The organism is Pseudomonas sp. FG43 (assembly GCF_057809175.1).
The window spans coordinates 50,603-76,251 of record NZ_JBMDJL010000004.1 but is presented as its reverse complement, the minus strand read 5'-3'; the positions used below and the strand labels follow the sequence as shown (position 1 = coordinate 76,251).

1 protein-coding gene (cut by a window edge) is annotated in these 25,649 nt (G+C 60.5%); it reads right to left on the bottom strand.

What is annotated here, in order from left to right; all coding sequences use genetic code 11:
* Window positions 1–25,455, bottom strand: the 5' portion of a protein-coding gene (locus ACODS3_RS06770; protein WP_489033842.1) for a non-ribosomal peptide synthase/polyketide synthase. It extends 5,418 nt beyond the left edge of the window; the window shows 25,455 of its 30,873 coding nt (coding positions 1–25,455); its start codon is at window positions 25,453–25,455; its stop codon lies beyond the left edge, outside the window.
* Window positions 25,456–25,649: the final 194 nt, after the last annotated feature.

The following is a 25,649-nucleotide window of genomic DNA, read 5'->3' as shown; positions in this document are numbered from 1 at the left end:
CGTGTCTTCACGCGCGATGACCACCGCTTCCAGAATGTCCGGATGAGTACCCAGACGTGCGGCCACTTCACCCAGTTCGATGCGGAAACCGCGTATTTTCACCTGGTCGTCATTGCGGCCCAGATAAATCAGCGTGCCATCGGCCAGGAAACGACCCAGGTCACCGGTGCGGTACATACGTGCCGTCGGGTCACTGCTGAACGGATCACGAAGGAAACGTTCGGCGGTCAGCTCCGGACGGCCCAGATAGCCCCGCGCCACTTGAATGCCGGCAATGTAGATCTCGCCCGCACTGCCCAGCGGCACCGGTTGAGCGATGCTGTCGAGCAGATAGATACCGGTATTGGCCACCGGTTTGCCAATCGGCGTGTTATCCGGGGTTTCAAGACCGCTGCAATCCCAGGCCGTGACGTCCACGGCAGCTTCGGTCGGGCCGTACAGGTTGTACAGAACGGCACCGGTCGGTTGTGCCTTGAAGCGCCTGACCAGATGCCCCGGCAACGCTTCACCGCTGCACATCACACGGGTCAGGCTATGGCAGCGTTCCAGGTTGCCGTGAGCCAGGAAGACTTCCAGCATCGAAGGTACGAAGTGCAGGGTCGTCACACCCAGGGCCTGAATCGTGTCGCACAGGTAGGCTGGCTCACGATGACCACCCGGACGCGCCATCACCAGACGGGCGCCGTTGAACAGTGGCCAGAAGAACTCCCATACCGATACATCGAAGCTGAACGGGGTTTTCTGGAGCACGACATCGGTTGCGTCCAGAACGTATTCATCCTGCATCCACAAGAGCCGGTTCACGACGCCAATATGTTCGTTCATCACGCCCTTGGGCTGGCCGGTGGAGCCGGAGGTATAGATGACATAGGCCAGATTCGAGGCGGTAAGGTTGGCAACCCGAGGGTTATCGCCAGGCTGACCGTCCAGTTCCTGGCCGTCGAGCATCAGCATCGGGCATTTGCAGTGTGGCAGGCTGTCACGCAAGGACAATTGGCCAAGCACCACGACCGGCGCGCTGTTCTCCAGCATATAGGCCAGTCGGTCCGCAGGATAATCCGGGTCCAGCGGTACATAACCGGCCCCGGCCTTGAGAATGCCCAGCAGGCCCGCAACCATATGCAGGCTGCGCTCCACACAGATGGCGATCCGATCCTCCACACCGACGCCCATGCCGATCAGGCGATGAGCGATACGGTTGGCCTGTGCGTTGAGCTGCGCATAGCTCCATGACGTGCCCTCGAACGTCAAGGCCGTTGCATCCGGCGTCCTCGCTACCTGGTCTTCAAACAAGCCGTGCAGCGTCAGGCCTTGCGGATAGTCCACGGCTGTCGCGTTGAATGTTTCGAGTAATAGCCGACGCTCATCGGCCTGAACCAGCGGAATATGGGTCGCGACTGCATGGCTGTCAGCGACCATGCCACGCAATACAGCTTCCAGATAACCCAGATGGCGCTCGATGGTGTCCCGGTCAAACAGCGCGGTTGCATACTCCAGCGAGCCATACAGGCGTCCGCCGACTTCCGCCATGTCCAGCAGCACATCGAACTTGGCGCTGCGACTGCTGGCATTCACGCCCTGCAGGTTCATATCGCCAAGGGCCAGGTCCTCGCCTGCGCCGTTCTGCCAGGACAACATGGCCTGGAAGATCGGGCTGTGAGCCAGGCTGCGCACCGGATTGACCGCTTCCACCACCTGCTCGAACGGCAAGTCCTGATGAGCCTGTGCTTCAAGGGTGCGAGCCTTGACCTGTTGCAGCAACGTCTCGACCGTCGGCTCGGCAGACAAGTCCACTCGCAGTGCCAGGGTGTTGACGAACAGGCCGATCAAGCCTTCGACCTCGACCCGCGTGCGGTTGGCCACTGGCGTTCCGATCACCACATCATCCTGACTGGCCAGGCGGCCCAATACCGTGGCCCAGGCCGCAAGTACAGTCATGAACAAAGTGGTGCCCTGGCGCTGGCTCAAAGCCTTGAGCTGGTCGGTCAGTGCCTGATCCAGCGCCAGGCCGACGGCATTCCCCGAATAATCCTGTTGCGCAGGACGAGCACGGTCAGTAGGCAGGCTCAGCAGCGCCGGAGCCTCAGCCAGAGCCTGTTGCCAGTAACCGCTTTGCTGCTGCAACACCTCGGCGGTCAGCCAGCAGCGCTGCCACATTGCATAATCGGCGTATTGCAGCGCCAGGGCCGGCAGCGGATCGGCTTCACCGTTGCGCAGTGCTTCATAAAGAATGCCCAGTTCACGGGTGAAGATATCCGAGGACCAGCCATCTGCAATGATGTGGTGGAAAGTCACCAGCAAGACATGATCGTCGCTGGCCATGCGTACCAGTCGGCCACGAACCAACGGACCTTTGCTCAGATCGAACGGTGCCCGTGCCTCGTCGGTAACCAGCAGCGCCAGGCTCTGTTCGGCAGTCGGCTGCCCGTCCAGTGCCTGCAAGCGCAGCTCGAAGCCGATATCCGACGGCGCAATACGCTGTTCGGCATCCTGCCCCGGCAACTGGACAAAAGTGGTGCGCAGCGACTCGTGACGGGCCACGATCATGTCCAGCGCACTCTGCAGTGCATTCGCATCCAGCTCGCCACGCAGACGCAGGCCGGCCGGAATGTGATAGGCCGGGTTGTCGCCTTCAAGACGCGCCAGGAACCAGAGTCGCTGTTGTGCGAACGAAAGCGGCAAGGCCTGATCACGGGAAACCGCAATCACGGAAGGCTGCGAACTGCGCGCTGCCTGCGCCAGTCCCCTGGCCATGGCTTCAAGGACAGGATGGGCGAAAACATCCATCAAGCGCAACTCAGCCCCCAGTCGCTGCCGTACATGGGCAATCAGCCGCATGGCCAGCAAGGAATGCCCGCCCAGTTCAAAGAAGTGGTCGTTGCGCCCCACCCGCTCCACATCGAGCAATTGTTGCCAGACCTGAGCCAGAGCGGTTTCGGTCGCGCCTTGCGGCGGCTCGTGGATCCGGCTGGCAAAGGCCTCACCTTCCGGTGCCGGGAGCGCCTTGCGGTCCAGCTTGCGGTTCGGCGTCAGTGGCATGGCTTCAAGCATCACAAAGGCGCTGGGCAACATGTACTCGGCCAGTTGTGGCGCGAGGGATTCACGCAGCACACCAGCAGTCAGTGTCTGCCCGGCATGAGGCACCACATAGGCAACCAGACGTTTCTCGCCCGGTACGTCCTCACGGGCAATGACCACGGCTTCCTTGACCCCGGCACAGTCGCCGAGACGGGTTTCGATTTCCCCCAGTTCGATACGGAACCCTCGCACCTTGACCTGGAAGTCGTTGCGGCCCAGGTATTCGAGACTGCCGTCTGCCAGGTAACGCGCCAGATCGCCGGTCCTGTACATGCGCGCATCCGGTTCGTCGCTGAAAGGATCGACCAGGAAACGCTCGGCGTTTACTTTCTCAAGGTTCAGATAACCGCGTGCCACGCCGTCGCCACCGATGTACATCTCGCCCGCGACACCGGCTGGAACCGGCTGCTGCCGGGCGTCGAGCAGGTAAATGCGGGTATTGGCCATCGGTTTGCCGATGGTGACGTTGTGACTGGCGCCGGTGCCGTCCACGTAAACGGCAGTACAGGACACCGTCGCCTCTGTCGGGCCGTAGGTATTGATCAATTGGGTATGGGCCGGGCGCAACGCCTGCCACCATTGCAGTTTCTGGGCCGACAGGGCATCGCCGGTGACGTTGATCAGGCGCACGCCCGCCAGTGCCTTGGCAGCCAGCGCTGGCTGATGGTGCCAATCACCCACCAGGGTGTGCCAGTGCGCGGCAGTCATATGCAGCATGCTCGGGGCTTCGTCTGCCAGACCTTCGCTACCAAAGATGTCCCGAGTGGGAACCAGAGTCGCGCCAGCCAGCAATGCCGGGAAAACCTCTTCCACCGACAGATCGAAGTTAAGGGAGTTTTGCTGCAGCACCGAATCCTCGGCTGTCAGCTCGAAAAGCCGGGCCGCGTCGAGGCTGTAGTTGACCAGCCCGCGATGCTCGATCATCACGCCCTTGGGATTGCCGGTGGAACCGGAGGTATAGATCACATAGGCCAGGTGGCGGGCGTTCAAGCCTTTGACGTCCGGGTTGTGCTCCTCGCCTGCCAGAGCGCTGTCCAGAGCCACCACCGGAATGCTCAGTTCCGGTAGCGAACGGTCCAGCCCGCGATGGCTCAAGACCGCCTTGGGCTGGCTGTCCTGCAACATGAATTGAAGGCGATCCGCCGGATAGGCCGGATCGAGCGGCACATAGGCTCCGCCGACCTTGAGCACGCCCAGCAGGCCGACCAGCATGTCGATGCCGCGCTCCACACAGATCGCCACCCGATCATCCGGGCCGATGCCCATGCCGATCAATGTGTGTGCCAGGCGGTTGGCCCGCAGGTTCAGTTGCGCATAACTCAGGCGCTCGCCTTCGCACACCACCGCAATGGCATCCGGCCGGGCAGCCACCCGCTCCTCGAACATGCGGTGAGCGGTGCTGGTTTGCGGATAGGCAGTCCGGGTGCGGTTCAAGTCGCTCAGCAGGCGCTGACGCTCTTCGGCATCCAGCAATTCAATTCTGGTGATCGCAGTACCATCACCCGACACCAGACCGCGCAGGACATTTTCAAAATAGCGGGTGTAACGGCGCACAGTGGCTTCACCAAACAGTGCAGTGGCGTACTCCAGACTGCCGACCAGTTGGCCCTGCAACTCGCTCAGGTCCAGAGAAAGGTCGAACTTGGACACGGTATTGGCAATGCCAATGCCTTCCAGAGCCAGGCCATCGAGTGTCAGGGCAGCGCCACCGGTGTCCTGCCAGCTCAACATCGCCTGGAACACTGGGCTGTGCGACAGGCTGCGTACCGGTTTGACCACTTCCACCACTTGCTCGAATGGCAGGTCCTGATGGGCCTGGGCACTCAGGACCCGATCCTTGACCCGCGCCAGCAGTGTGCCGACATCCGGGTCGTCCGAAACGTCGATACGCACGGCCAGTGTGTTGACGAAAAAGCCGATCAAAGGCTCGACTTCAGCACGCATGCGGTTGGCCATTGGTGAGCCGATCACCACGTCGTCCTGCCCGCTAAGCCGGCTCAGCAATACCGCCCAGGCAGCCATGACCGTCATGTACAACGTTGTGCCGTGGCGCTGGCTCAAGGCTTTCAAGTCCTGGGTCAGGGCTGCATCGAGCACGATGCCCAGGGTCGCACCGGCATAATCCTGTTGTGCCGGGCGTGGTTTGTCGGTGGGCAGCGCCAGCAATGCGGGAGCATCGGCCAGGGTTTGCTGCCAGTAACGGCTTTGCGCTTCCAGTACTTCGCCACTGAGCCAGCGGCGCTGCCAGACGGCATAATCGGCGTACTGAACGCTCAGTGGCGGCAGCGGATCTTCCAGTCCTTGTCTGAACGCTTCATACAATTCGGTCAGCTCACGGGTCAGCACGCCAAGGGACCAACCGTCTGAGACGATATGGTGAACAGTCACCAACAAGGCATGATCCTCGGCATCCAGACGCACCAGACGTCCGCGGATCAAGGGGCCGGTGGCAAGGTCGAACGGTGCCAGCGCTTCTTCCTGAGCCATGGCGAGCAATTGTTGCTCACGGTCGTTACTGGCTTGCAGGTTGAAACGAGTCAACGCGAATCCGCTGTCGACTGGCTCAATCAGTTGCACAGGTTCCTGATCCTCACGAACGGCGAATCGAGTACGCAAGGCTTCATGGCGAGCCAGAATGCGCTCCAGTGCCCGTTGCAGTGCGCTTTCATCGAGAGGCCCGCGCAGGCGCAGGCCGGCCGGCATGTTGTACGCCGTGCTGCCACCCTCCATTTGCGCCAGGAACCACAGGCGCTGCTGGGCAAAGGACAAGGGCAGATCCTCGTCGCGGGGCACTCTGACGATATCCGGCAACGTGCTGCGACCTGCCTGTGCCAGCAGCCCGGCGAGAGCTGACAGCTCCGAATGAGTGAACAGCTCGGCCAGGCTCAGCTCGACACCAAGGCGCAGCCTAACCTGGGAAATCAGGCGAATGGCGAGCAATGAATGCCCACCCAGATCGAAGAAACGGTCAAAGCGTCCGACCTTCTCGACCCCGAGCAATTCCTGCCAGAGCTGGGCCAGCGCCACTTCGATTTCGCCTTGAGGCGCTTCGTAGCCCTGACTGACCAGCGCCTGCAGGTCCGGTGCAGGCAGCGCCTTGCGATCCAGCTTGCCATTGGGCGTCAACGGCAGCGATTGCAGAACAACATAAGCCACCGGAACCATATATTCGGGTAACTGAGCCAGCAGGTATTCACGCAGATCCTCGATATCCACATCTTCGATGCTGGCGGTGAAATAGGCCACCAGACGCTTGTCGCCCGGCACATCCTCACGGGCCATGACTACAGCCTCTTTAACCGAGGCATGGCGGGCCAGCCGGGCCTCGATCTCGCCCAGTTCGATACGGAAACCACGGATCTTGACCTGATCGTCGTTACGGCCCAGGTATTCGATATTGCCATCTGCCAGCCAGCGACCCAGGTCGCCAGTGCGGTACATGCGGGCACCAGCGTTGAATGGATCCTCAAGGAAGCGCTCGGCGGTCAGGTCATCGCGATTCAAGTAACCGCGAGCCACACCCGCACCGCCGATATAGATTTCGCCTGGAACACCCAACGGCACCGGCTGGCGATGCTCATCCAGCAGATAGAACCGGGTATTGGCCACAGGCTTGCCGATATGGGCCGAGAAACCGTCTTCGCGGTCCATGGCCACCCAGCTTGAGTAAGTGGTGGTTTCCGAAGGTCCGTAAAGGTTGCACAGGCGTTTGACGCCAGTTTCAGCGAACAGCCTTTCAACCAGCGAACCTTTGAGTGCCTCACCTGCCACGTTGACGGTATGCACGCTCTGCCCCAGACCGCCCGATTCCAAGAGTGCTTTCAACGCTGAAGGCACGGTATTGATCAGCGTGACGTCATGCTCGCCGTCTTGCAGGGCCAGTACGTTCTTGACCACTTCAATGCTGCCGCCCGAAATCAGCGGTGCAAAACACTCGTAAACCGCAAGGTCGAAGTTCAACGAAGTCGAGAACAGGGTCCTGGCCAGGACTTCTGGCTCAAACGCCTGCTGAGCCCAGGTCAGGAAGTTGACCGTATTGCGGTGCTCGATCATCACCCCTTTGGGCAAACCAGTGGAGCCCGAGGTATAGATCACATAAGCCAGATGGCTGGAATTGAGGCCAGGCACCTGTGGGTTGGCAGCCGGCTCAGTGAGCCAGTTGCCCCGATCCAGTTCGATGACCGGTGCCGAAGACGTGGCCAGCAATTCATGACTCGCGGCATGGGCCAGAATGGCCGTTGGCGCACTGTCCTGCAGCATGTAGGCAATCCGATCCACCGGATAGGCCGGGTCCAGCGGCACATAGGCGCCGCCCGCCTTGAGAATCGCCAGCAGGCCGACCACCATATCGACGCCACGCTGAACACAGATCCCCACTCGCGAATCCGGCTGCACGCCCTGATTGCGCAGGTGGTGAGCCAGTCGGTTGGCGCGTTCGTTAAGGGTTTGGTAGCTCAGGCGCTCATTGCCATGTACCAGCGCAATGGCCTGCGGTGTACGTTCGACCTGGGCCTCGAACAGGCCGTGAATGGTCTGCGTTTCCGGATACGGCGCCTCAGTGTCATTGAATGTAACCAGCAACTGAGTGCGCTCGGCCTCGGACAAGACAGAAAGACGATTCAGATGAGTATGCGGCGCGTCTTCCAGAGCCGTGACCAGGCTCGACAATGCCGTCTGCATGAAATCACAGGTGCGTTGTGCGCCAATGGCCGCCACCGCCTGGGCAGTCAGCATGAATGAGTCACCCAGATCATCGACGTTCAGGGTCAGCGGATAGTTGGTGCGTTCCTCCATGGACAGGGTCTGGATACCGGCCCACGCCGCTACGGCTTCGGGTGCGGCAGCCTGACCTGCGCTGTGGCGATAGTTGAGCAACGTGCTGAACAGCGGCAGCGCGGAAGGCACGCCACTGCAACGCTGGGCCAGAGACAATGAAGCATGTTCATGGCCGAGCAATGCCGACAGCTTTTGATGCGTGGCACGCACACCGGCCTCGACACCCTGAACACCCACATCGATACGCAGCGGCAGCGTATTGATAAACATGCCCAGCGCCCGATCCGTACCGGCAGCGCCGCTCATTCGGCCCATCAGCACCGTCCCGAACACCACCTCTTCACGCCCGGCAAGCCGGCCCACCACCTGCGCCCACGCCAGATGCACCAGGCTCGCGGCACTGGCTCCCAGACGGCGGGCCTGAATGAGCAGACGCTGGCTCAAATCAGCATCCACTAGCTGATGCACTTCTTCGATACCACTGCCATCGCCCTGCACATCCTGCAACCCCAATGGCAGTGTCGGCTCGTCGATATCGCCCAGCATCTCGCGGAAGAAGGCTTCATGCTCTTCACGGCTGACGCCCAGACGGGCATTTGCCACATGATTGCGATAAGGCACAGCAACAGGCAGTAGCCCGGACTGACCGGTGAGGCTGGCCTGCATTTCCTGAACCACGACCTCCAGGGCGGTATGGTCAAGGGCCATATGGTGGAACAACAGCATGCCGACCCAGCGGTCATTGGCCGGATCAGCGGCACAGGCAAGGCGCATCAGCGGAGCACGGGAAACATCGAGGCGATAGTGACGCGGGTCAAAGCGCTGTTGCAGTTGCTCCAGCACATCTTCACTACCCTGCGCCATCACAACTTCTTCGACTTCCAGAGTTGCCGTGCGCCAGACCACCTGAACCGGCTCGCTCAGGCTTTCCCAGACCACGGCGGTACGCAGAATATCGTTACGATCCACGACGCTCTGCAAGGCACGGGCAAAGCTGTCCAGATGTTGCTGGCTCTCGAAACTGAACTGCACCTGCAACACATAGGGATCGCCTTCGGCGGCTGCCAGATGGTGATACAAGATCCCCTCCTGCAACGGAGCCAGGGCATAGATATCCTGCACATTGGCAACACCACCCGGCACACTGGCGACCACGCGGTCGATAGCGTCCTGATCCAGATCCGCCAGCGGCAGCATATCCGGGGTAATCCGCTCGCAACCTTCGGTAATCAGATTGGCTGGCACCACTATTTCTGTCTGCCCGCCGACTGCTGCGGCCAGCGCCGCCAGAGTCGGCTGGCCAAACAGCACACGAACATCGGCGCTGAGGTTCTGCTGACGCATGCGCTCGATCAGCTTCACTGCCAACAGGGAATGGCCGCCCAGCTCGAAGAAGTGGTCATGACGACCTACTTGCTCAACATCCAGCAGTTCTTGCCAGAGTTGGGCGATGATCACTTCGACTTCGCCTTGGGGCGTTTCATAGGCACGGCTGGCCAGTGCCGACTGGTCCGGCGCTGGCAAGGCCTTGCGGTCCAGCTTGCCATTGGTGGTCAGTGGCAAGGCTTCCAGCGTGACAAAGGCGCTTGGCAGCATATGCTCGGCCAGGGTTTGCAATAGCTGGTCACGCAACTCGGCGGCAGAAGGCGTCGCGCCCTCTTCAGGAATCACATAAGCGACCAGACGCTTGTCGCCTGGAATGTCTTCCCGAGCGATAACCACGGCTTCACGCACGCCCTTGCAGGCTGCAAGTTGGGCTTCAACTTCACCCAGCTCAATACGGAAACCACGAATCTTCACCTGATCGTCGTTACGACCCAGATAATCCAGGCTGCCCTCGGCGGTCCAGCGGGCCAGGTCGCCAGTACGATACAGGCGTGCATTCTTGGTCGAGCTGAAAGGATCGGCTATAAACCGCTCTTCATTCAGTTCAGGACGGTTCAGGTAACCACGCGCTACGCCCGCGCCACCCACATACAATTCACCCACAACACCGACCGGCACTGGCTCGCGATTGGCATCCAGCACATAGGTCTGCAAATCCGGAATCCGCACACCAATCGGGCTGACGCCAGCCTGCAAGGCATCGGCAGCCTGCAAGGCACGATACGTCACATGCACCGTGGTTTCGGTGATGCCATACATATTCACCAGTTGGGTTCCGGCGTTAACCGGCCTTGCGTACCAAGGCTTGAGTATCCCGGTTTCCAGCGCTTCGCCACCAAAGATCACCTGACGCAATGAATGCGCCTGATGGCTTTCACCCTGGGCAGCAATCAACTGGCGGAAGGCACTTGGCGTCTGGTTGAGCACCGTGACGCCAGCCTCACAGATCAAGGCATAGCATTCCTGCGGGGAACGGCTGACCAGTTGCGGCACGATCAGCAGTTCCCCGCCATGTATCAGCGCGCCCCAGATTTCCCAGACCGAGAAGTCGAAGGCAAAGGAATGGAACAGCGCCCAGGTATCAGTCGGGCCAAAGTCGAACCATGCCTGAGTGGCCGTGAACAGACGGGCCACGTTGCGGTGCTCGATCTGCACACCTTTCGGCAAACCGGTGGAACCCGAGGTGTAGATCACATAGGCCAGATGTGAGGCCGTCAGCCCTGAAACCTGCGGATTCGAGACGGATTGCTCCTGCAAGCGGGCATCGTCCAGATGGATGACAGGCACCGACACACCCGACAACACATCTGCCGTGGCCTGCTGAACCAGCACCGCCAGTGGTGCGCTGTCATTGAGCAGGTAAGTCAGGCGCTCGGCGGGATAAGCCGGGTCCAGCGGCACATAACCTGCCCCGGCCTTGAGAATCCCCAGCAGACCGATGATCATTTCCAGACCACGTTCGACGCAGATCGCTACACGATCATCCGGGCCGATGCCCTGCTCCATCAGGCGATGGGCAACCTGGTTGGCTTGTGTGTTGAGCTCGCCATAGCTCAACTGGCGACCTTCAAAGTGAATCGCCGTGGCTGACGGTTGTTTTGCAGCCCACGCCTCGAAAGCACGATGTATCAACAGGTCATCGGCAAAGGTCGAGTCATTGGCATTCCACCCGTGCAGCAATTGCTCACGCTCACTGCGAGGCAGAATCGACAGGCTGTTGAGCGACGTTTGCGGCGCCTGCTCCAGCGCATCGATCAACTGATGCATCACGCGCTGCATATAGCCACAGACACGCTCGGCACCTATTTGCGCTTCAGCCATCACCGTCAGGTTGAAGCCTTCGCCCAGATCGTCTACGGACAAGGTCAGCGGATAGTTGGTGCGTTCTTCCCCGGACAACGCCTGGATACCTTCCCAGGCCGCGACACTGGAATCACCGGTATGGTTTTCCAGATGACGGTAATTGAGCAATGAGCTGAACAGCGGTGTAGGCGCTTCGACTCCGCTGCAACGCTGGGCAAGCACCAGCGAGGCGTGTTCGTGGCCCAACAGTGCAGTCAGATTGGCATGGGTTTTCCTGACGCCGTTGCTGACGTGCTGATCCCCAAGGTCAACGCGCAACGGCAAGGTATTGATAAACATGCCCAGCGCCCGGTCGGCACCTGCGCCGCCCTGCATGCGGCCCAGCAGGACCGTGCCGAACACCACTTCATCACGCCCCGACAAGGCGCCCAGCACCCGGGCCCAGCCCAGGTGATACAGGCTGGCAGCACCGACACCCAGCTTGCGAGCCTGAACTCGCAACCGCTGGCCAAGGGAAGCATCCACCACCTGGCGGACTTCCTGAATGCCTTGTCCGTCCCCTTGCACGTCATGCAGCCCGAACGGCAGGGTCGGCTCATCGATATCGCCCAGCATCTCGCGGAAAAACGCTTCATGGGCTTCACGACTGACACCCAGCCGCGCCTGCGCCACGTAGTTGCGATAAGGCACCGAAGCGGGAAGCCTCTCACCGAGGCCGCACATGAAGGCTTCGATTTCCGAAGTCAGGATACCCAGCGACGTGGCATCGTCGACCATATGGTGGAACAACAGCATGCCCAGCCAGCGATTATTGGCTGGATCATGGGCATAACCGATACGCATCATCGGTGCCTGGCGAATATCCAGTCGATAATGACGCGGGTCCAGGGCTTCACGCAGTTGATCGGCGATATCACCCGCAGCAGGATCGAGACGAACCTCCTCCACCGCCAGTTCTGCATGACGCCAGACCACCTGTACCGGTTCGTCCAGCCGCTCCCAGAGCACACCGGTGCGCAGGATATCGTGCCGTGAAACCACGGCCTGCAAGGCAGCGGCGAATTGCTGGAGCCGTTGCAGACCATCAAAACTGAACAGCGCATATTGCAGGTACGGATCGCCTTCGGCGGCTGCCAGGTGGTGATAAAGAATCCCCTCCTGCAAAGGTGCCAGTGCGTAGATATCCTGAATATTGGCAATACCGCCCGGCACACTGGCGACCACGCGGTCGATAGCATCCTGATCCAGATCCGCCAGCGGCAGCATATCCGGGGTAATCCGCTCGCAACCTTCGGTAATCAGATTGGCAGGTACCAGAATTTCCGTCTGCCCGCCGACTGCTGCGGCCAGCGCTGCCAGAGTCGGTTGGCCAAACAGCACGCGAACGTCGGCACTGAGATCCTGCTGACGCATGCGCTCGATCAGCTTCACCGCCAGCAGCGAATGGCCGCCCAACTCAAAGAAGTGGTCATGACGACCTACTTGCTCAACATCCAGCAGTTCCTGCCAGAGTTGGGCGATGATCACTTCGACTTCGCCTTGGGGCGCTTCATAGGCTCGGCTTGCCAGTGCCGACTGGTCTGGCGCAGGCAAGGCCTTGCGATCCAGCTTGCCGTTGGTGGTCAGTGGCAGCGACTCAAGCGTCACAAAAGCGCTTGGCAGCATATGCTCGGCCAGGGTTTGCAACAGTTGGTCACGCAACTCGGCGGCGGACGGTGCTGCGCCCTCTTCTGCGATCACATAAGCCACGAGGCGCTTGTCGCCTGGAATGTCTTCGCGAGCGATAACGACTGCTTCACGTACGCCGGTACTGGCAGCAAGCTGTGCCTCGACTTCACCCAACTCGATACGGAAACCACGAATCTTCACCTGATCGTCGTTACGGCCCAGGTAATCCAGGCTGCCCTCGGCGGTCCAGCGGGCAAGGTCGCCAGTGCGATACAGGCGCGCTCCGGGACGCTGGCTGAAAGGATCGGCGATAAACCGTTCTTCATTCAGTTCAGGGCGGTTCAGGTAACCTCTCGCCACACCGGCGCCGCCGACATACAGCTCACCCACAACACCGACCGGCACTGGCTCACGATTGGCATCCAGCACATAGGTCTGCAAATCCGGAATCCGTACACCAATCGGGCTGACGCCAGCCTGCAAGGCATCGGCAGCCTGCAAGGCACGATACGTCACATGCACCGTGGTTTCGGTGATGCCATACATATTCACCAGTTGGGTTCCGGCGTTTACCGGCCTTGCGTACCAAGGCTTGAGTATTCCGGTTTCCAGCGCTTCGCCACCAAAGATCACCTGACGCAATGAATGCGCCTGATGACTTTCGCCCTGGGCGGCAATCAACTGACGGAAAGCGCTTGGTGTCTGGTTGAGCACAGTCACGCCAGCTTCACAGATCAAGGCATAGCATTCCTGCGGCGAGCGGCTGACCAGTTGCGGCACGATCAGCAGTTCTCCGCCATGTATCAGCGCGCCCCAGATTTCCCAGACCGAGAAGTCGAAGGCAAAGGAATGGAACAGCGCCCAGATATCAGTCGGGCCAAAGTCGAACCATGCCTGAGTGGCCGTGAACAGACGGGCTACGTTGCGGTGCTCGATCTGAACGCCCTTCGGCAGGCCAGTCGAGCCTGAGGTGTAGATCACATAAGCCAGGTGCGAAGACGTCAGCCCTGAAACCTGCGGATTCGAGACGGATTGCTCCTGCAAGCGGGCATCGTCCAGATGGATGACAGGCACCGACACACCCGACAGCACATCTGCCGTGGCCTGCTGAACCAGCACCGCCAGTGGCTCGCTGTCCTTGAGCAGGTACGCCAGACGTTCCGCCGGATAGGCCGGATCCAGCGGCACATATCCTGCCCCGGCCTTGAGAATCCCCAGCAGGCCGATGATCATTTCCAGGCCACGTTCGACGCAGATCGCGACCCGATCATCCGGGCCGATGCCTTGTTCGATCAGGCGATGGGCCACCTGATTGGCACGGGCATTGAGTTCGCCATAGCTCAACCAGTGGCCCTCGAAACGAATCGCCGTGGCCGACGGTTGTTTTGCAGCCCACGCCTCGAAAGCACGATGAATCAACTGGTCATCGGCAAAGGTCGCGTCACTGGCGTTCCACTGATACAGCAGTTGCTCACGCTCGCTGCCCGGCAGAATCGACAGGTTGCTCAACGGCGTTTGCGGTGCCTGCTCCAGTGCATCGGTCAACTGCTCCAGCGCGACCTGCACATAGTCACAGACTCGACGGGCACCGATGGTTTCCAGTGCCAGCACCGTAAAGTGGAAACCTTCGCCCAAGTCATCGACGTTCAGGGTCAGCGGATAGTTGGTGCGCTCGTCACCGCCCAGGGTCTGCATGCCTTCCCAGGCATTCAGGCTCTCCTGAGTAACAACGGCATTACTGTGCCGGTAATTGAGCAGCGCACTGAACAACGGAGTGGTGGCTGCCACGCCGCTGCAACGCTGGGCCAACGCCAGAGACGCATGCTCGTGGACCAGCAGCCCGGTGAGTCGGCCATGGGCCTCGCTTACCGCCTGACGCACACTGTTGCGGTCCAGGCTGACCCGCAATGGCAAGGTATTGATAAACATGCCCAAGGCACGGTCGGCACCCTCGCCGCCTTGCATCCGGCCCAGAAGTACAGTGCCGAACACCACATCGTCGGTGGCCGACACCTTGCCCAGTACCAGCGCCCAGGCCAGATGCACCAGGCTGGCAGCGCTGACGCCCAATTGGCGGGCCTGTTGCCGTAAACGATTGCAGACCTGTATATCCAGCGGCGCTCGCGCTTCCTCGATACCCTGACCGTCGCCCTGAACATCATGCACACCAAATGGCAGGGTCGGCTCGCTGATATCGCCCAGCATCTCGCGGAAGAACGCCTCATGGGCAGCCGGTTCTACACCCAGCCGGGCCTGGGCCACATAGTTGCGGTACGGCATTGCCGCGCCCAGTTGATCGGCAGTGCCCAGCAGGAAAGCCTGCATTTCATGTTGCATCACTTCCAGCGCGGTATGGTCCAGCGCCAGGTGATGGAACAGCAACGTGGCAACCCAGCGGTTCTGCTCCTTGTCCTCGGCGCAAGCCAGGTGCAGCAATGGCGCACGGGTCAGGTCGAGACGATAGTGACGGGCGTCGAATTGTGCCGACAATTGCGTGGCGACCGGGCCATTGGCCGGATCAAGTTCGACGAATTGCGGTTGCAGCACGACATTGCGGCAGACCACCTGCACCGGCTCATCAAGTCCAGTCCAGTGCACGGCGGTGCGCAGGATATCGTGGCGATTGATGACCGATTGCAGTGCTCCGATAAAAGCGTCCAGACGTTCGCGACTATCAAAGGCGTACTGCGATTGCAGCACATAAGGGTCGCCAGCTTCGGCGGTCAGGTAGTGATAGAGAATCCCTTCCTGAAGCGGAGCCAGCGGGTAAATGTCCTGCACATTGGCTGCGCCACCCGGCACTGCCGCCAGAACCCGCTCCAGCGAAGCTTCGCTGATGTCCAGCAATGGCAGCATATCGGGGGTGATGTGTGTGCAGTCCGGCTCGATCAGGTTGGCTGGCACACGGATTTCAGTGCTGTTGCCCACTGCGGCGGCCAGTGCCATCAGCGTTGGCTGGCTGAACAGAACGCGCACATCGGCGCTGAGCCCCTGCTGGCGCATCTTCTCGATCAGCTTGACCGCCAGTAACGAATGGCCGCCCAGCTCGAAGAAGTGGTCGTGACGCCCTACGCGCTCGACCTTGAGCACATCGGCCCAGAGGTCGGCGAGCACCGACTCGACATGCCCCACAGGCGCTTCATACTCACGGCTGGCATAGGCCTGGGCATCGGGCACAGGCAATGCGCGACGGTCCAGCTTGCCGTTGGCGGTCAGCGGCAGGCTGTCCAGTACCACAAAGGCCACGGGCACCATGTAATCGGCCAGCGAAGCAGTCAATTCACGGCGCAACTCCTGCACTGACAGGCTCGCACCCGGCAGAGCGGTGACATAACCCACCAATTGCTTCGGCCCACGGGCTTCATCGCCGTCCGCATCCTGACGGGCCAGAACTACTGACTCCTTGACCCCGACGCATTGCGCCAGACGCGCTTCGATTTCCCCGATTTCGATCCGGAAACCACGGATCTTGACCTGATTGTCATTACGGCCACGGTATTCCACCGAACCGTCAGGCAGCCAGCAGGCCAGGTCGCCAGTGCGATACAGACGGGCGGCTGGGTCATTACTGAATGGATCTGCAACAAAAACCTGCTCAGTCAGCTCTGCACGGTTCAGATAACCCAGCGCTACGCCATCGCCGCCGATATACAGCTCGCCGGTAACACCCAGCGGCACCGGTTGCTGACGGGCATCTAGCACATACAACCGGGTATTGGCCAACGGCTTGCCGATGGGAATACTGCCCTCGCCCACGGCCTTGATTTCATGGGTTGCCGAGAACGTGGTCGCTTCGGTCGGGCCATAGCCATTGAGCAGGTGCTGAGGTGCGCCGTGTTTCAATACTTGACTGATAACGGCTGGATCCAGCACATCGCCGCCGACAATCAAGTAACGCAACTGGGCAAAGGCGTCGTAGAGGCCCGAGGCGTATTGATGAAACAGACCGGCCGTCATCCAGAGTACGCTGACCGACTGTTCCAGCAACAGAGCCCGGAACTCAGGCAGCGACAGCAAGATATCCTGATCGACGACCACAACACTGCCGCCATTGAGCAATGGAGCCCAAACGTCCAGGGTACTGGCGTCAAACGCCGGGTTCGAGGCAAATGCCACCCGATCCTGCGCGTTGAAATCGGCATAGCCGTTATTGATCACCAACCGGGCAATGGCGCGATGCGGGACCAGTACCCCTTTTGGCGTACCCGTGGAACCCGAGGTGTACATGATGTAGGCGGCACTTTCGCTGGAACAGGCCAGCTCCGGGTTATTACCGTGCTCATGAGTCAGATCAAGGCTGTCCAGATCAATGCGAGCAACGCCTTGCGGTATCACCAGATTGCTATGGGTCAGGACATGGCGAGCACCGCTGTCCTGCACCATAAAGGCCTGACGTTCCTGGGGCGCATTGATATCCAACGGCACATAAATGGCTGCGCACTTGATGATTGCCAGTTGCGCTACCAGCAGATCCAGCGAGCGTGGCAGCAGAATCGCAACCGCATCGCCTGCAATCACACCCTGGCCAATCAGATGATGAGCCAGACGATTGGCCCGGACATTCAGTTCGGCATAGGTCAGCGCCTGTTTGCCATGCACTGCGGCAATAGCTTGAGGCCGTTCGGCCACTTGCCTTTCAAACAAGGCCTGGACGGAGCTGTCGCGTGGATAGTCGCAGGCACTGTCGTTGAAGCCATGCAGCAGTTGTTCGCGCTCGGCTTGCGGCAATACGGCAATGGCGTGAAGTGCGGTATCCGGTTGGTACTCCAGTGCATCGATCAGGTTTGCCACCGCACACGCCAATGTGTCGCAAACCCGCTGTGCGCCGATCTCGGTCATTGCCAGTGCTGTGATGGCAAAGCCTGTGCCCAGATCATCCACGGAGAGGGTCAGCGGGTAGTTGGTGCGCTCTTCGTTGCTCAGGCTTTCGATACCGTCCCAGGCCGACAGTGCCTGATCGGAGGTGACGTCGGCTGAGCTATGACGGTAATTGAGCAAGGTATTGAACAGTGGAGCAGGTGCGGCCACGGCACTGCAACGCTGGGCCAGAGCCAATGAAGCATGCTCATGACCAAGCAACGCGGTAAGGCGCGCATGAGTGGATTTCACGCCTTCAACCACACTGCGGGCATCGATATCCACTCGCAGCGGCAAGGTATTGATAAACATGCCCAGGGCACGGTCTGAACCCTCGCCCCCTTGCATACGCCCCATCAGCACCGTACCGAAAACCACCTGATCGCGACCGCAAGCCGCACGGGCAACCAGTGCCCATGCCAGATGCAATACGCTGGCTGCACTGCTGCCCAGTTTCCGGGCCTGAGCCCGTACTCGCAGGCTCAGTTCGTCATCCAGAGCAATTCTGGCTTCCTCGATACCGCTCCCGTCGCCTCGCACGCCTGCCTGACCAAATGCCAGGGTCGATTCCTCGATATCACCGAGCTGACTGCGGAAGAAGGTTTCATGGTCCTGCTCGCTCAACCCCAGGCAGGCCTGGGCCACGTAATTGCGATAAGGCATGGCGGCGGGCAGCGAATCCCCTTCGCCCAGCATGAACGCCTGCATTTCATGACGTACCACCTCAAGTGCGGTGTGATCCAGCGCCATATGGTGGAACATCAGCAGCATGACCCAACGGCCGTTATTCTGATCAAAGGCGCAGGCCAGGCGCATCAGAGGTGCCAGCCCCAGATCAAGGCGGTGATGGTGGGTAGAGAATCGTTCACGAATCTGGATGGCAACGTCGCCGTCCACGGGATTCAGCTCAAGGGTGTCCACCACCAGTTGCGCCTGACGCCAGACCACTTGCACCGGGCTTTCCAGCCCTTCCCAGAATACCGAGGTGCGCAAGGTGTCATGCCGGTCAATAACCTTCTGCAAAGCCGTGGCAAAGGATTCGATACGTGCCTGATCCCTGACCGTAAAGGTCGCCTGAAGAACGTAAGGATCGCCCTGAGCGGCGGATACATGGTGATAAAGAATGCCCGCCTGCAACGGCGCCAGCGGATAGATATCCTGCACATTGGCTGCACCGCCCGGCACGCTGGCCACGATACGGTCCAGGGCCGGCTGGTCGAGGTTCACCAGCGGCAGAAGTTCAGGCGTAATGCGGGTGCAGCCCGGCCCGATCAGATTGGCCGGAACCACGACTTCGCGGTTATGGCCAACGGCAGCAGCCAGCGCGGCAACGGTTGGCTGACTGAACAGGATTCGCACATCGGCCGACAATCCCTTGCGACGCATGCGCTCGATCAGGGTGACAGCCAGCAACGAGTGACCGCCCAGCTCGAAGAAGTGGTCATGACGCCCTACACGCTCGACCTTGAGCACATCGGCCCAGATCTGCGCCAGGATGATTTCGGTTTCGCCTTGCGGAGCTTCATAGCCTCGGCTGATCAGGGCTTGCTGGTCTGGGGCAGGCAATGCCTTGCGATCCAGTTTGCCGTTTGGCGTCAGTGGCAGTTTCTCAAGATGAACGTAGGCTGCCGGGACCATGTATTCCGGTAACTGGCTTTGCAGATGAGTGCGCAAGGTTTCCAGATCGACTTCGGCAATGGTCGAGGTGAAATACGCCACCAGACGCTTGTCCCCCGGCACGTCTTCACGGGCCATGACCACCGCTTCTTTCACACTCTCATGGCGAGCCAGCCTGGCTTCGATCTCGCCCAGCTCAATCCGGAAACCACGAATCTTGACCTGATCGTCGTTACGGCCCAGATACTCGATATTGCCCTCCGCCAACCAGCGACCCAGGTCGCCAGTGCGATACATCCGCGCTCCGGCGTTGAATGGATCGTCAAGGAAGCGTTCGGCGGTCAGGTCATCGCGATTCAGATAACCGCGAGCCACGCCCGCACCGCCGATATAGATCTCGCCCGGAACACCCAGCGGTACCGGCTGGCGATGCTCATCCAGCAGATAGAACTGGGTGTTGACGACCGGCTTGCCGATATGGGCGGCAAAACCGTCTTCACGATCCATGGCCACCCAGCTTGAATAGGTGGTGGTTTCCGACGGGCCATAGAGGTTGCACAGGCGCTTGACGCCGGTTTCAGCGAATAACCTTTCAACCAGAGCCCCCTTGAGCGCTTCACCCGCTACGTTAACGGTATGCACGCCCTGCCCCAAGCCACCCGATTCCAGCAGCGCTTTCAGCGCCGAAGGCACAGTGTTGATCAACGTGATGTCATGTTCGCCTTCCTGCAGAGCCAGCACGTTCTTGACCACTTCAATGCTGCCGCCCGAAATCAGCGGTGCAAAGCACTCGTAAACCGCAAGGTCGAAGTTCAGCGAGGTCGAGAACAGGGTCCTGGCCAGGACTTCAGGCTCAAACGCCTGCTGTGCCCAGGTCAGGAAGTTGACCGTATTGCGATGCTCAATCATCACACCTTTGGGCAGACCGGTTGAGCCCGAGGTGTAGATCACATAAGCCAGATGAGCCGGCGTCAGGCCCTCGATAACCGGATTGGAAGCCGACTGGTTCTGCCAGGTGATCTCATCCAGATTGACCACAGCCACATCAGCAGCCGACAGCAACTCCAGAGTCGCAGTCTGTGCCAGTACCGCAGCAGGCGCGCTGTCCTGCAGCATGTAGGCGATACGTTCCAGCGGATAAGCCGGATCCAGCGGCACATAACCACCACCGGCTTTCATGATAGCCAGCAGCCCGACCACCATATCGATACCGCGTTCGACGCAGATCGCCACCCGCGAATCGGGCACAACGCCCTGGCTGCGCAAGTGATGGGCCAGTCGGTTGGCGCGCTGGTTCAGTTCGGCATAGATCAGATGTTCATGGCCATAAACCACGGCAACCGCATCCGGCGTACGTTCAACCTGAGCCTCGAACAGGCCATGCACGGTCTGATCAAGCGGGTACTCGGCGCTCGTATCGTTGAAACCCTGCAATAACTGTTCGCGTTCGGTTTCCGGCAAGACCGACAGGCTGCGCAGTGGTGCCTGTGGTGTCAGTTCCAGTGCTTCGACCAGTTGCAGCAAGGCCGCCTGCATATAGCCGCAGACACGCCGGGCATCCACACCTTCCTGAGCCAGCGCAGTCAGCAGCAGGTTATCGCCCAGATCGTCGACGTTCAGGGTCAGCGGATAGTTGGTTCGCTCTTCGCCGGACAGGCCTTCGATACCTTTCCAGGCCTGCAAGGCTTCCGGCGTGATGGTGCCCGCAGCGCTGTGGCGATAGTTGAGCAGTGCGCTGAATAACGGCATGGATGCTGGCACGCCGCTGCAACGCTGGGCCAGAGCCAGGGAGGCATGTTCGTGGCCGAGCAAGTCGGTCAGCCGTTCGTGGGCCGCCCTGACACCGGCGCGTACGCCCTGCTCACCTACTGCCAGGCGCAACGGCAGGGTGTTGATGAAAAGGCCGATGGCGCGATCCGTGCCTTCGCCGCCTTGCATGCGGCCCATCAGCACAGTGCCGAACACCACATCCTGCTTGCCGGCGATTGCTCCCAGCACCACGCCCCACGCCAGATGCACCAGGCTGGCCAGGCTCACGCCCAGATGACGAGCCTGGGCCCGCAGGCGTTGATCCAGACCTTCGGCCAGTGCCTGTTTTGCTTCTTCGACACCACCGCCGTCGCCCTGCACATTCTGCAAGCCGAAAGGCAGCGTCGGTTCATCGACCTCACCCAGCATGCCGCGAAAGAATGACTCGTGAGCTTCACGACTGACGCCCAGACGGGCCTGAGCTACATAGTTGCGATAGGCGATGGCTTCGCCCAGTTCCTGCTGACGCCCCAGCAGCCAGGCCTGCATCTCATGCTGGACCACTTCCAGCGCGGTATGGTCCAGCGCCAGGTGATGGAACAGCAGCAAGGCGACGCACCGCTGATTGGCCGTATCTTCGGCAAACAGGATGCGCAACAGTGGCGGCTGAGCCAGATCGAGACGGAAATGCCGTGGATCGAAGCGCGCCTGCAATTGCTCGGCGATATCGCCTTGCGTCGGGTCGAGGCTGACCTCCTCGACACTCAACTGTGCCTGACGGCAGACCACTTGCACCGGGCTGTCGAGGCCTTCCCAGAACACAGCAGTGCGCAGAATGTCATGACGATCGACAACGGCTTGCAGCGCCTGAACGAAATCACTCAGGCGACCGCGATCCGCCATGCCAAACAGCGTCTGCAACACATAGGGATCACCCTGTTCGGCCGCCAGATGGTGATAAAGAATGCCTTCCTGCAACGGAGCAAGAGCGTAGATGTCCTGAATATTGGCAAGACCACCCGGCACGCTGGCCACGATACGGTCGATGGACGTCTGATCCAGATCCGCCAGCGGCAGCATGGCGGGAGTGATGCGTTGGCTATCGATGCCAATGACGTTGGCCGGAACACTGATTTCATGACTCTCGCCGACCGCAGCAGCCAGTGCCGCCAGGGTCGGCTGACTGAACAGCACCCGCACATCGGCGCGCAGGCCCACCTGACGCATGCGCTCGATCAGGCTGACGGCAAGCAACGAGTGCCCGCCCAGTTCGAAGAAATGATCGAAGCGCCCCACTCGCTCTACCTTCAGTAACTGCGCCCAGAGCGTGGCAAGGGTTTCCTCGACCGGCCCCTGAGGCGCCTCATACTCGCGGCTGGCGAAGGCTTCAGCACCCGGTTCAGGCAAGGCGCGACGATCCAGTTTGCCGTTGGCCGTCAGCGGGAAGGCGTCAAGCATCACGAATGCAGCAGGCACCATGTACTCGGCCAGCGAGCCAAGCAATTCATCACGCAAGGCCTGGGCACTGAGTTCAACGCCCGCTTGCGCAATGACATAGGCCACCAGACGTTTCTGACCGGGTGTGTCCTGTTCGGCGCGGACCAGCACTGTGGCGTCGGCAACACCGGCACAGGTGCTCAGACGCGCTGATATTTCACCCAACTCGATCCGGAAACCACGAATCTTCACTTGATCGTCGTTACGCCCGCGGTACTCGATGCTGCCGTCAGGCCGCCAGCAACCCAGGTCGCCAGTACGGTAAAGCCTGGCGTCGGTGTCTGTGCCAAACGGATCGGGAATGAATTTTTCAAGGGTCAGGTCGGGACGGTTCAGATACCCCCTGGCAACTCCATCACCGCCGATGTACAGCTCTCCCGTCACACCCAGCGGCGCGGGCCGCAGATAAGCATCCAGTACATAAACCCGGCTATTGCCGATAGGTCGACCAATAGGAATGCTCGGCCCGTCGACCCGCTCGATCTCCCAGGTGGTGGAAAAGGTGGTCGCTTCGGTGGGTCCATAGCCATTGAGCAGGTGACGGGGCGCGCCATTTGCCAGGACCCGGGCAATCACCACGGGGTCGAGCACATCGCCGCCGACGATCAGATAACGCAACCGGGCAAATGCATCGCTCAGGCCCGATGCATATTGGTGAAACAGGCCAGCCGTCATCCACAGCACACTCACCGACTGCTCCAGCAGCAACCCGGCGAAATGCGCCCTCGACAACAGAACGTCCTGATCCACCAGGACCACGCAACCGCCATTGAGCAGCGCGGCCCAGACTTCCAGCGTACTGGCGTCGAACGCCGGGTTGGAGGCAAACGCTACGCGGTCTGCGGCATTGAAGTCGGCGTAACCGTTATCGATGACCAGGCGACTGATTGCCCGGTGTGTCACCAGCACACCCTTTGGCGTTCCGGTGGAGCCAGAGGTGTACATGACGTAAGCCGGCGCACCACCGACCAGCGCCTGTTGCGGTACGGGTTCAGCCTCAGCGTCCAGATTCAGGGTATCGAGATCCAGACGCGGAATACCGGCCAGTGGCGCACGACTGCTCACACTCAGCAATACACGGGCCTGGCTGTCCTCAAGGATGAATTGCAGACGTTCGGCAGGTGCATTGACGTCCAGAGGCACATAGACAGCGCCGCACTTGAGAATCGCCAGTTGGCTGATCAGCAGCTCGAATGAGCGCTCCAGTTCTATGGCGACCCGATCACCCGGCTGTATGCCCGCTGTGCGCAAACATTCCGCCAGCACGTTGGCACGCTCATTCAACTGGCCATAACCGAGCTGTTGCTCGCCATGCACCGCCGCCGGTGCCTCGGGATGAAGGCTGGCATGGGCCTCGAACAGCGCCGTGATGCTGCTGTCGCGAGGGTAAGCGCGCGTTGTGTCGTTGAATGCGGTGAGCAACTGATTGCGCTCGGCAGCCGGCAGCAGGTCCAGCGTGCTCAAGGCACGCCGAGGGTCCTGCTCCAGCGCCTGAGCCAGTTGCTCGAATGTGCTCGACAGATAGTCGCCGATCCGCTGTGCGCCGATTTGTGCCAGGGCCAGAACGCTGATGACGAAACGGTCGCCCAGATCGTCCACCGAAACGGTGATCGGGTAGTTGCTTCGCTCTTCGCCACCCAGTATCTGCAAACCATGCCAGGCTTCACGGGCCTGGGTCGTCACAGCCTGTGCCGCGCTGCCATGGCGATAGTTGAGCAGCGAACCGAACAGCGGTGTCGGTGCCGCCACGCCACTGCAACGCTGGGCCAGGGCCAGCGATGCATGTTCATGCCCCAGCAGACCGGTCAGGCGCTGGTGAGTGGCCTTGATACTGGCATCCACACTCTGGGTACCCAGTTCGACCCGCAACGGCAAGGTATTGATAAACAGGCCCAGGGCGCGGTCGGCACCCTCGCCGCCTTGCATGCGACCCATCAGTACGGTGCCGAACACCACGTCTTCACGGCCGGATATACGGCCCAGCACTTGCGCCCAGGCCAGATGCACCAGGCTCGCAGCACTTACGCCCAGGCGCCGGGCATGACCTCGCAGAGTAGCGCCCAGTGCTTCATCCACCGGCAGCCGGGCTTCTTCGATCACCACATCGGGGTTCAGGGCATCGGTGAAACCGAATGGCAGGGTCGGCTCTTCAACATCCGCGAGCATGTCGCGAAAGAACGCTTCGTGGGCCTCGCGCCCTGCACCCTGACGTGCCTGAGCCACATAGTTTCGATAGGAAACCGCTTCGGGCAACGAGTCCTCGACGCCCAGCAGGAATGCCTGGGTTTCATGCTGCACCAGCTCCAGCGCAGCATGGTCGAGGGCCATATGGTGAAACAGCAGCATCGCCACCCAGCGCGAGTTGAGTGGGTCGGCCGCCCAGACAAGACGCATCAGCGGAGCCTGTCGAACATCCATCCGGTAATGGCGGGTGTCGAAGCGCTCTTGCAGTTGCCGGGCGATATCGCCATCGGCAGGGTCCAGGACGACTTCATCAAAGCCTAACCGGGCTTCTTGCCAGACCACCTGCATGGGCTCGTCGAGACCTTCCCAGACAATGGCAGTGCGCAGGATATCGTGCCGGTCCATGACGCCTTGCAGGGCCTGGGCAAAGTGCTCAAGCCGCTGAAGACTTTCTGCACCGAACAACGTGTGCAAGACATAGGGGTCGCCCTGAGTGGCCGAGATATGGTGGTAAAGAATGCCCTCCTGCAACGGCGCCAGCGGATAGATATCCTGTACGTTTGCCGCACCGCCCGGCACGGTTTCAACGATCCGGTCAATCGCTTCCTGGCTCAGTCCGGCCAGGGGCAGCATGTCCGGGGTAATGCGAAAGGCCGGGCTCAGCCAGTCGCCACCGTTTCTCTTCACCAGATCGATCAGCGCATGCTTGTGCAGACGCATGCTGTCCATCAGCGCGTCATCGAAACCCTCGTCATCCCCCAGAATGACAAGGTCACCTTCCTCGTGCTGGAGGCGGATCGGGTGACCGGAAATGATAGCCATCAATTCGTTGAAGAGCATCGAATAACCTGCGCTGTATGAGTTCTGGAAAAGTCGGCGGCAAACACAAGGCGACTTCACGAAAGAGGCGAAAGACCGCCTTTCTAGGATGGGAAAAAACTAGAGCATCGGTTCTGGACTGTCTGTCACGGTATGTAGGGACAGGCGGGATGCAGGACGTCAGGGGCTTTGGGAAAGCGGCGTCCCCTTGAACG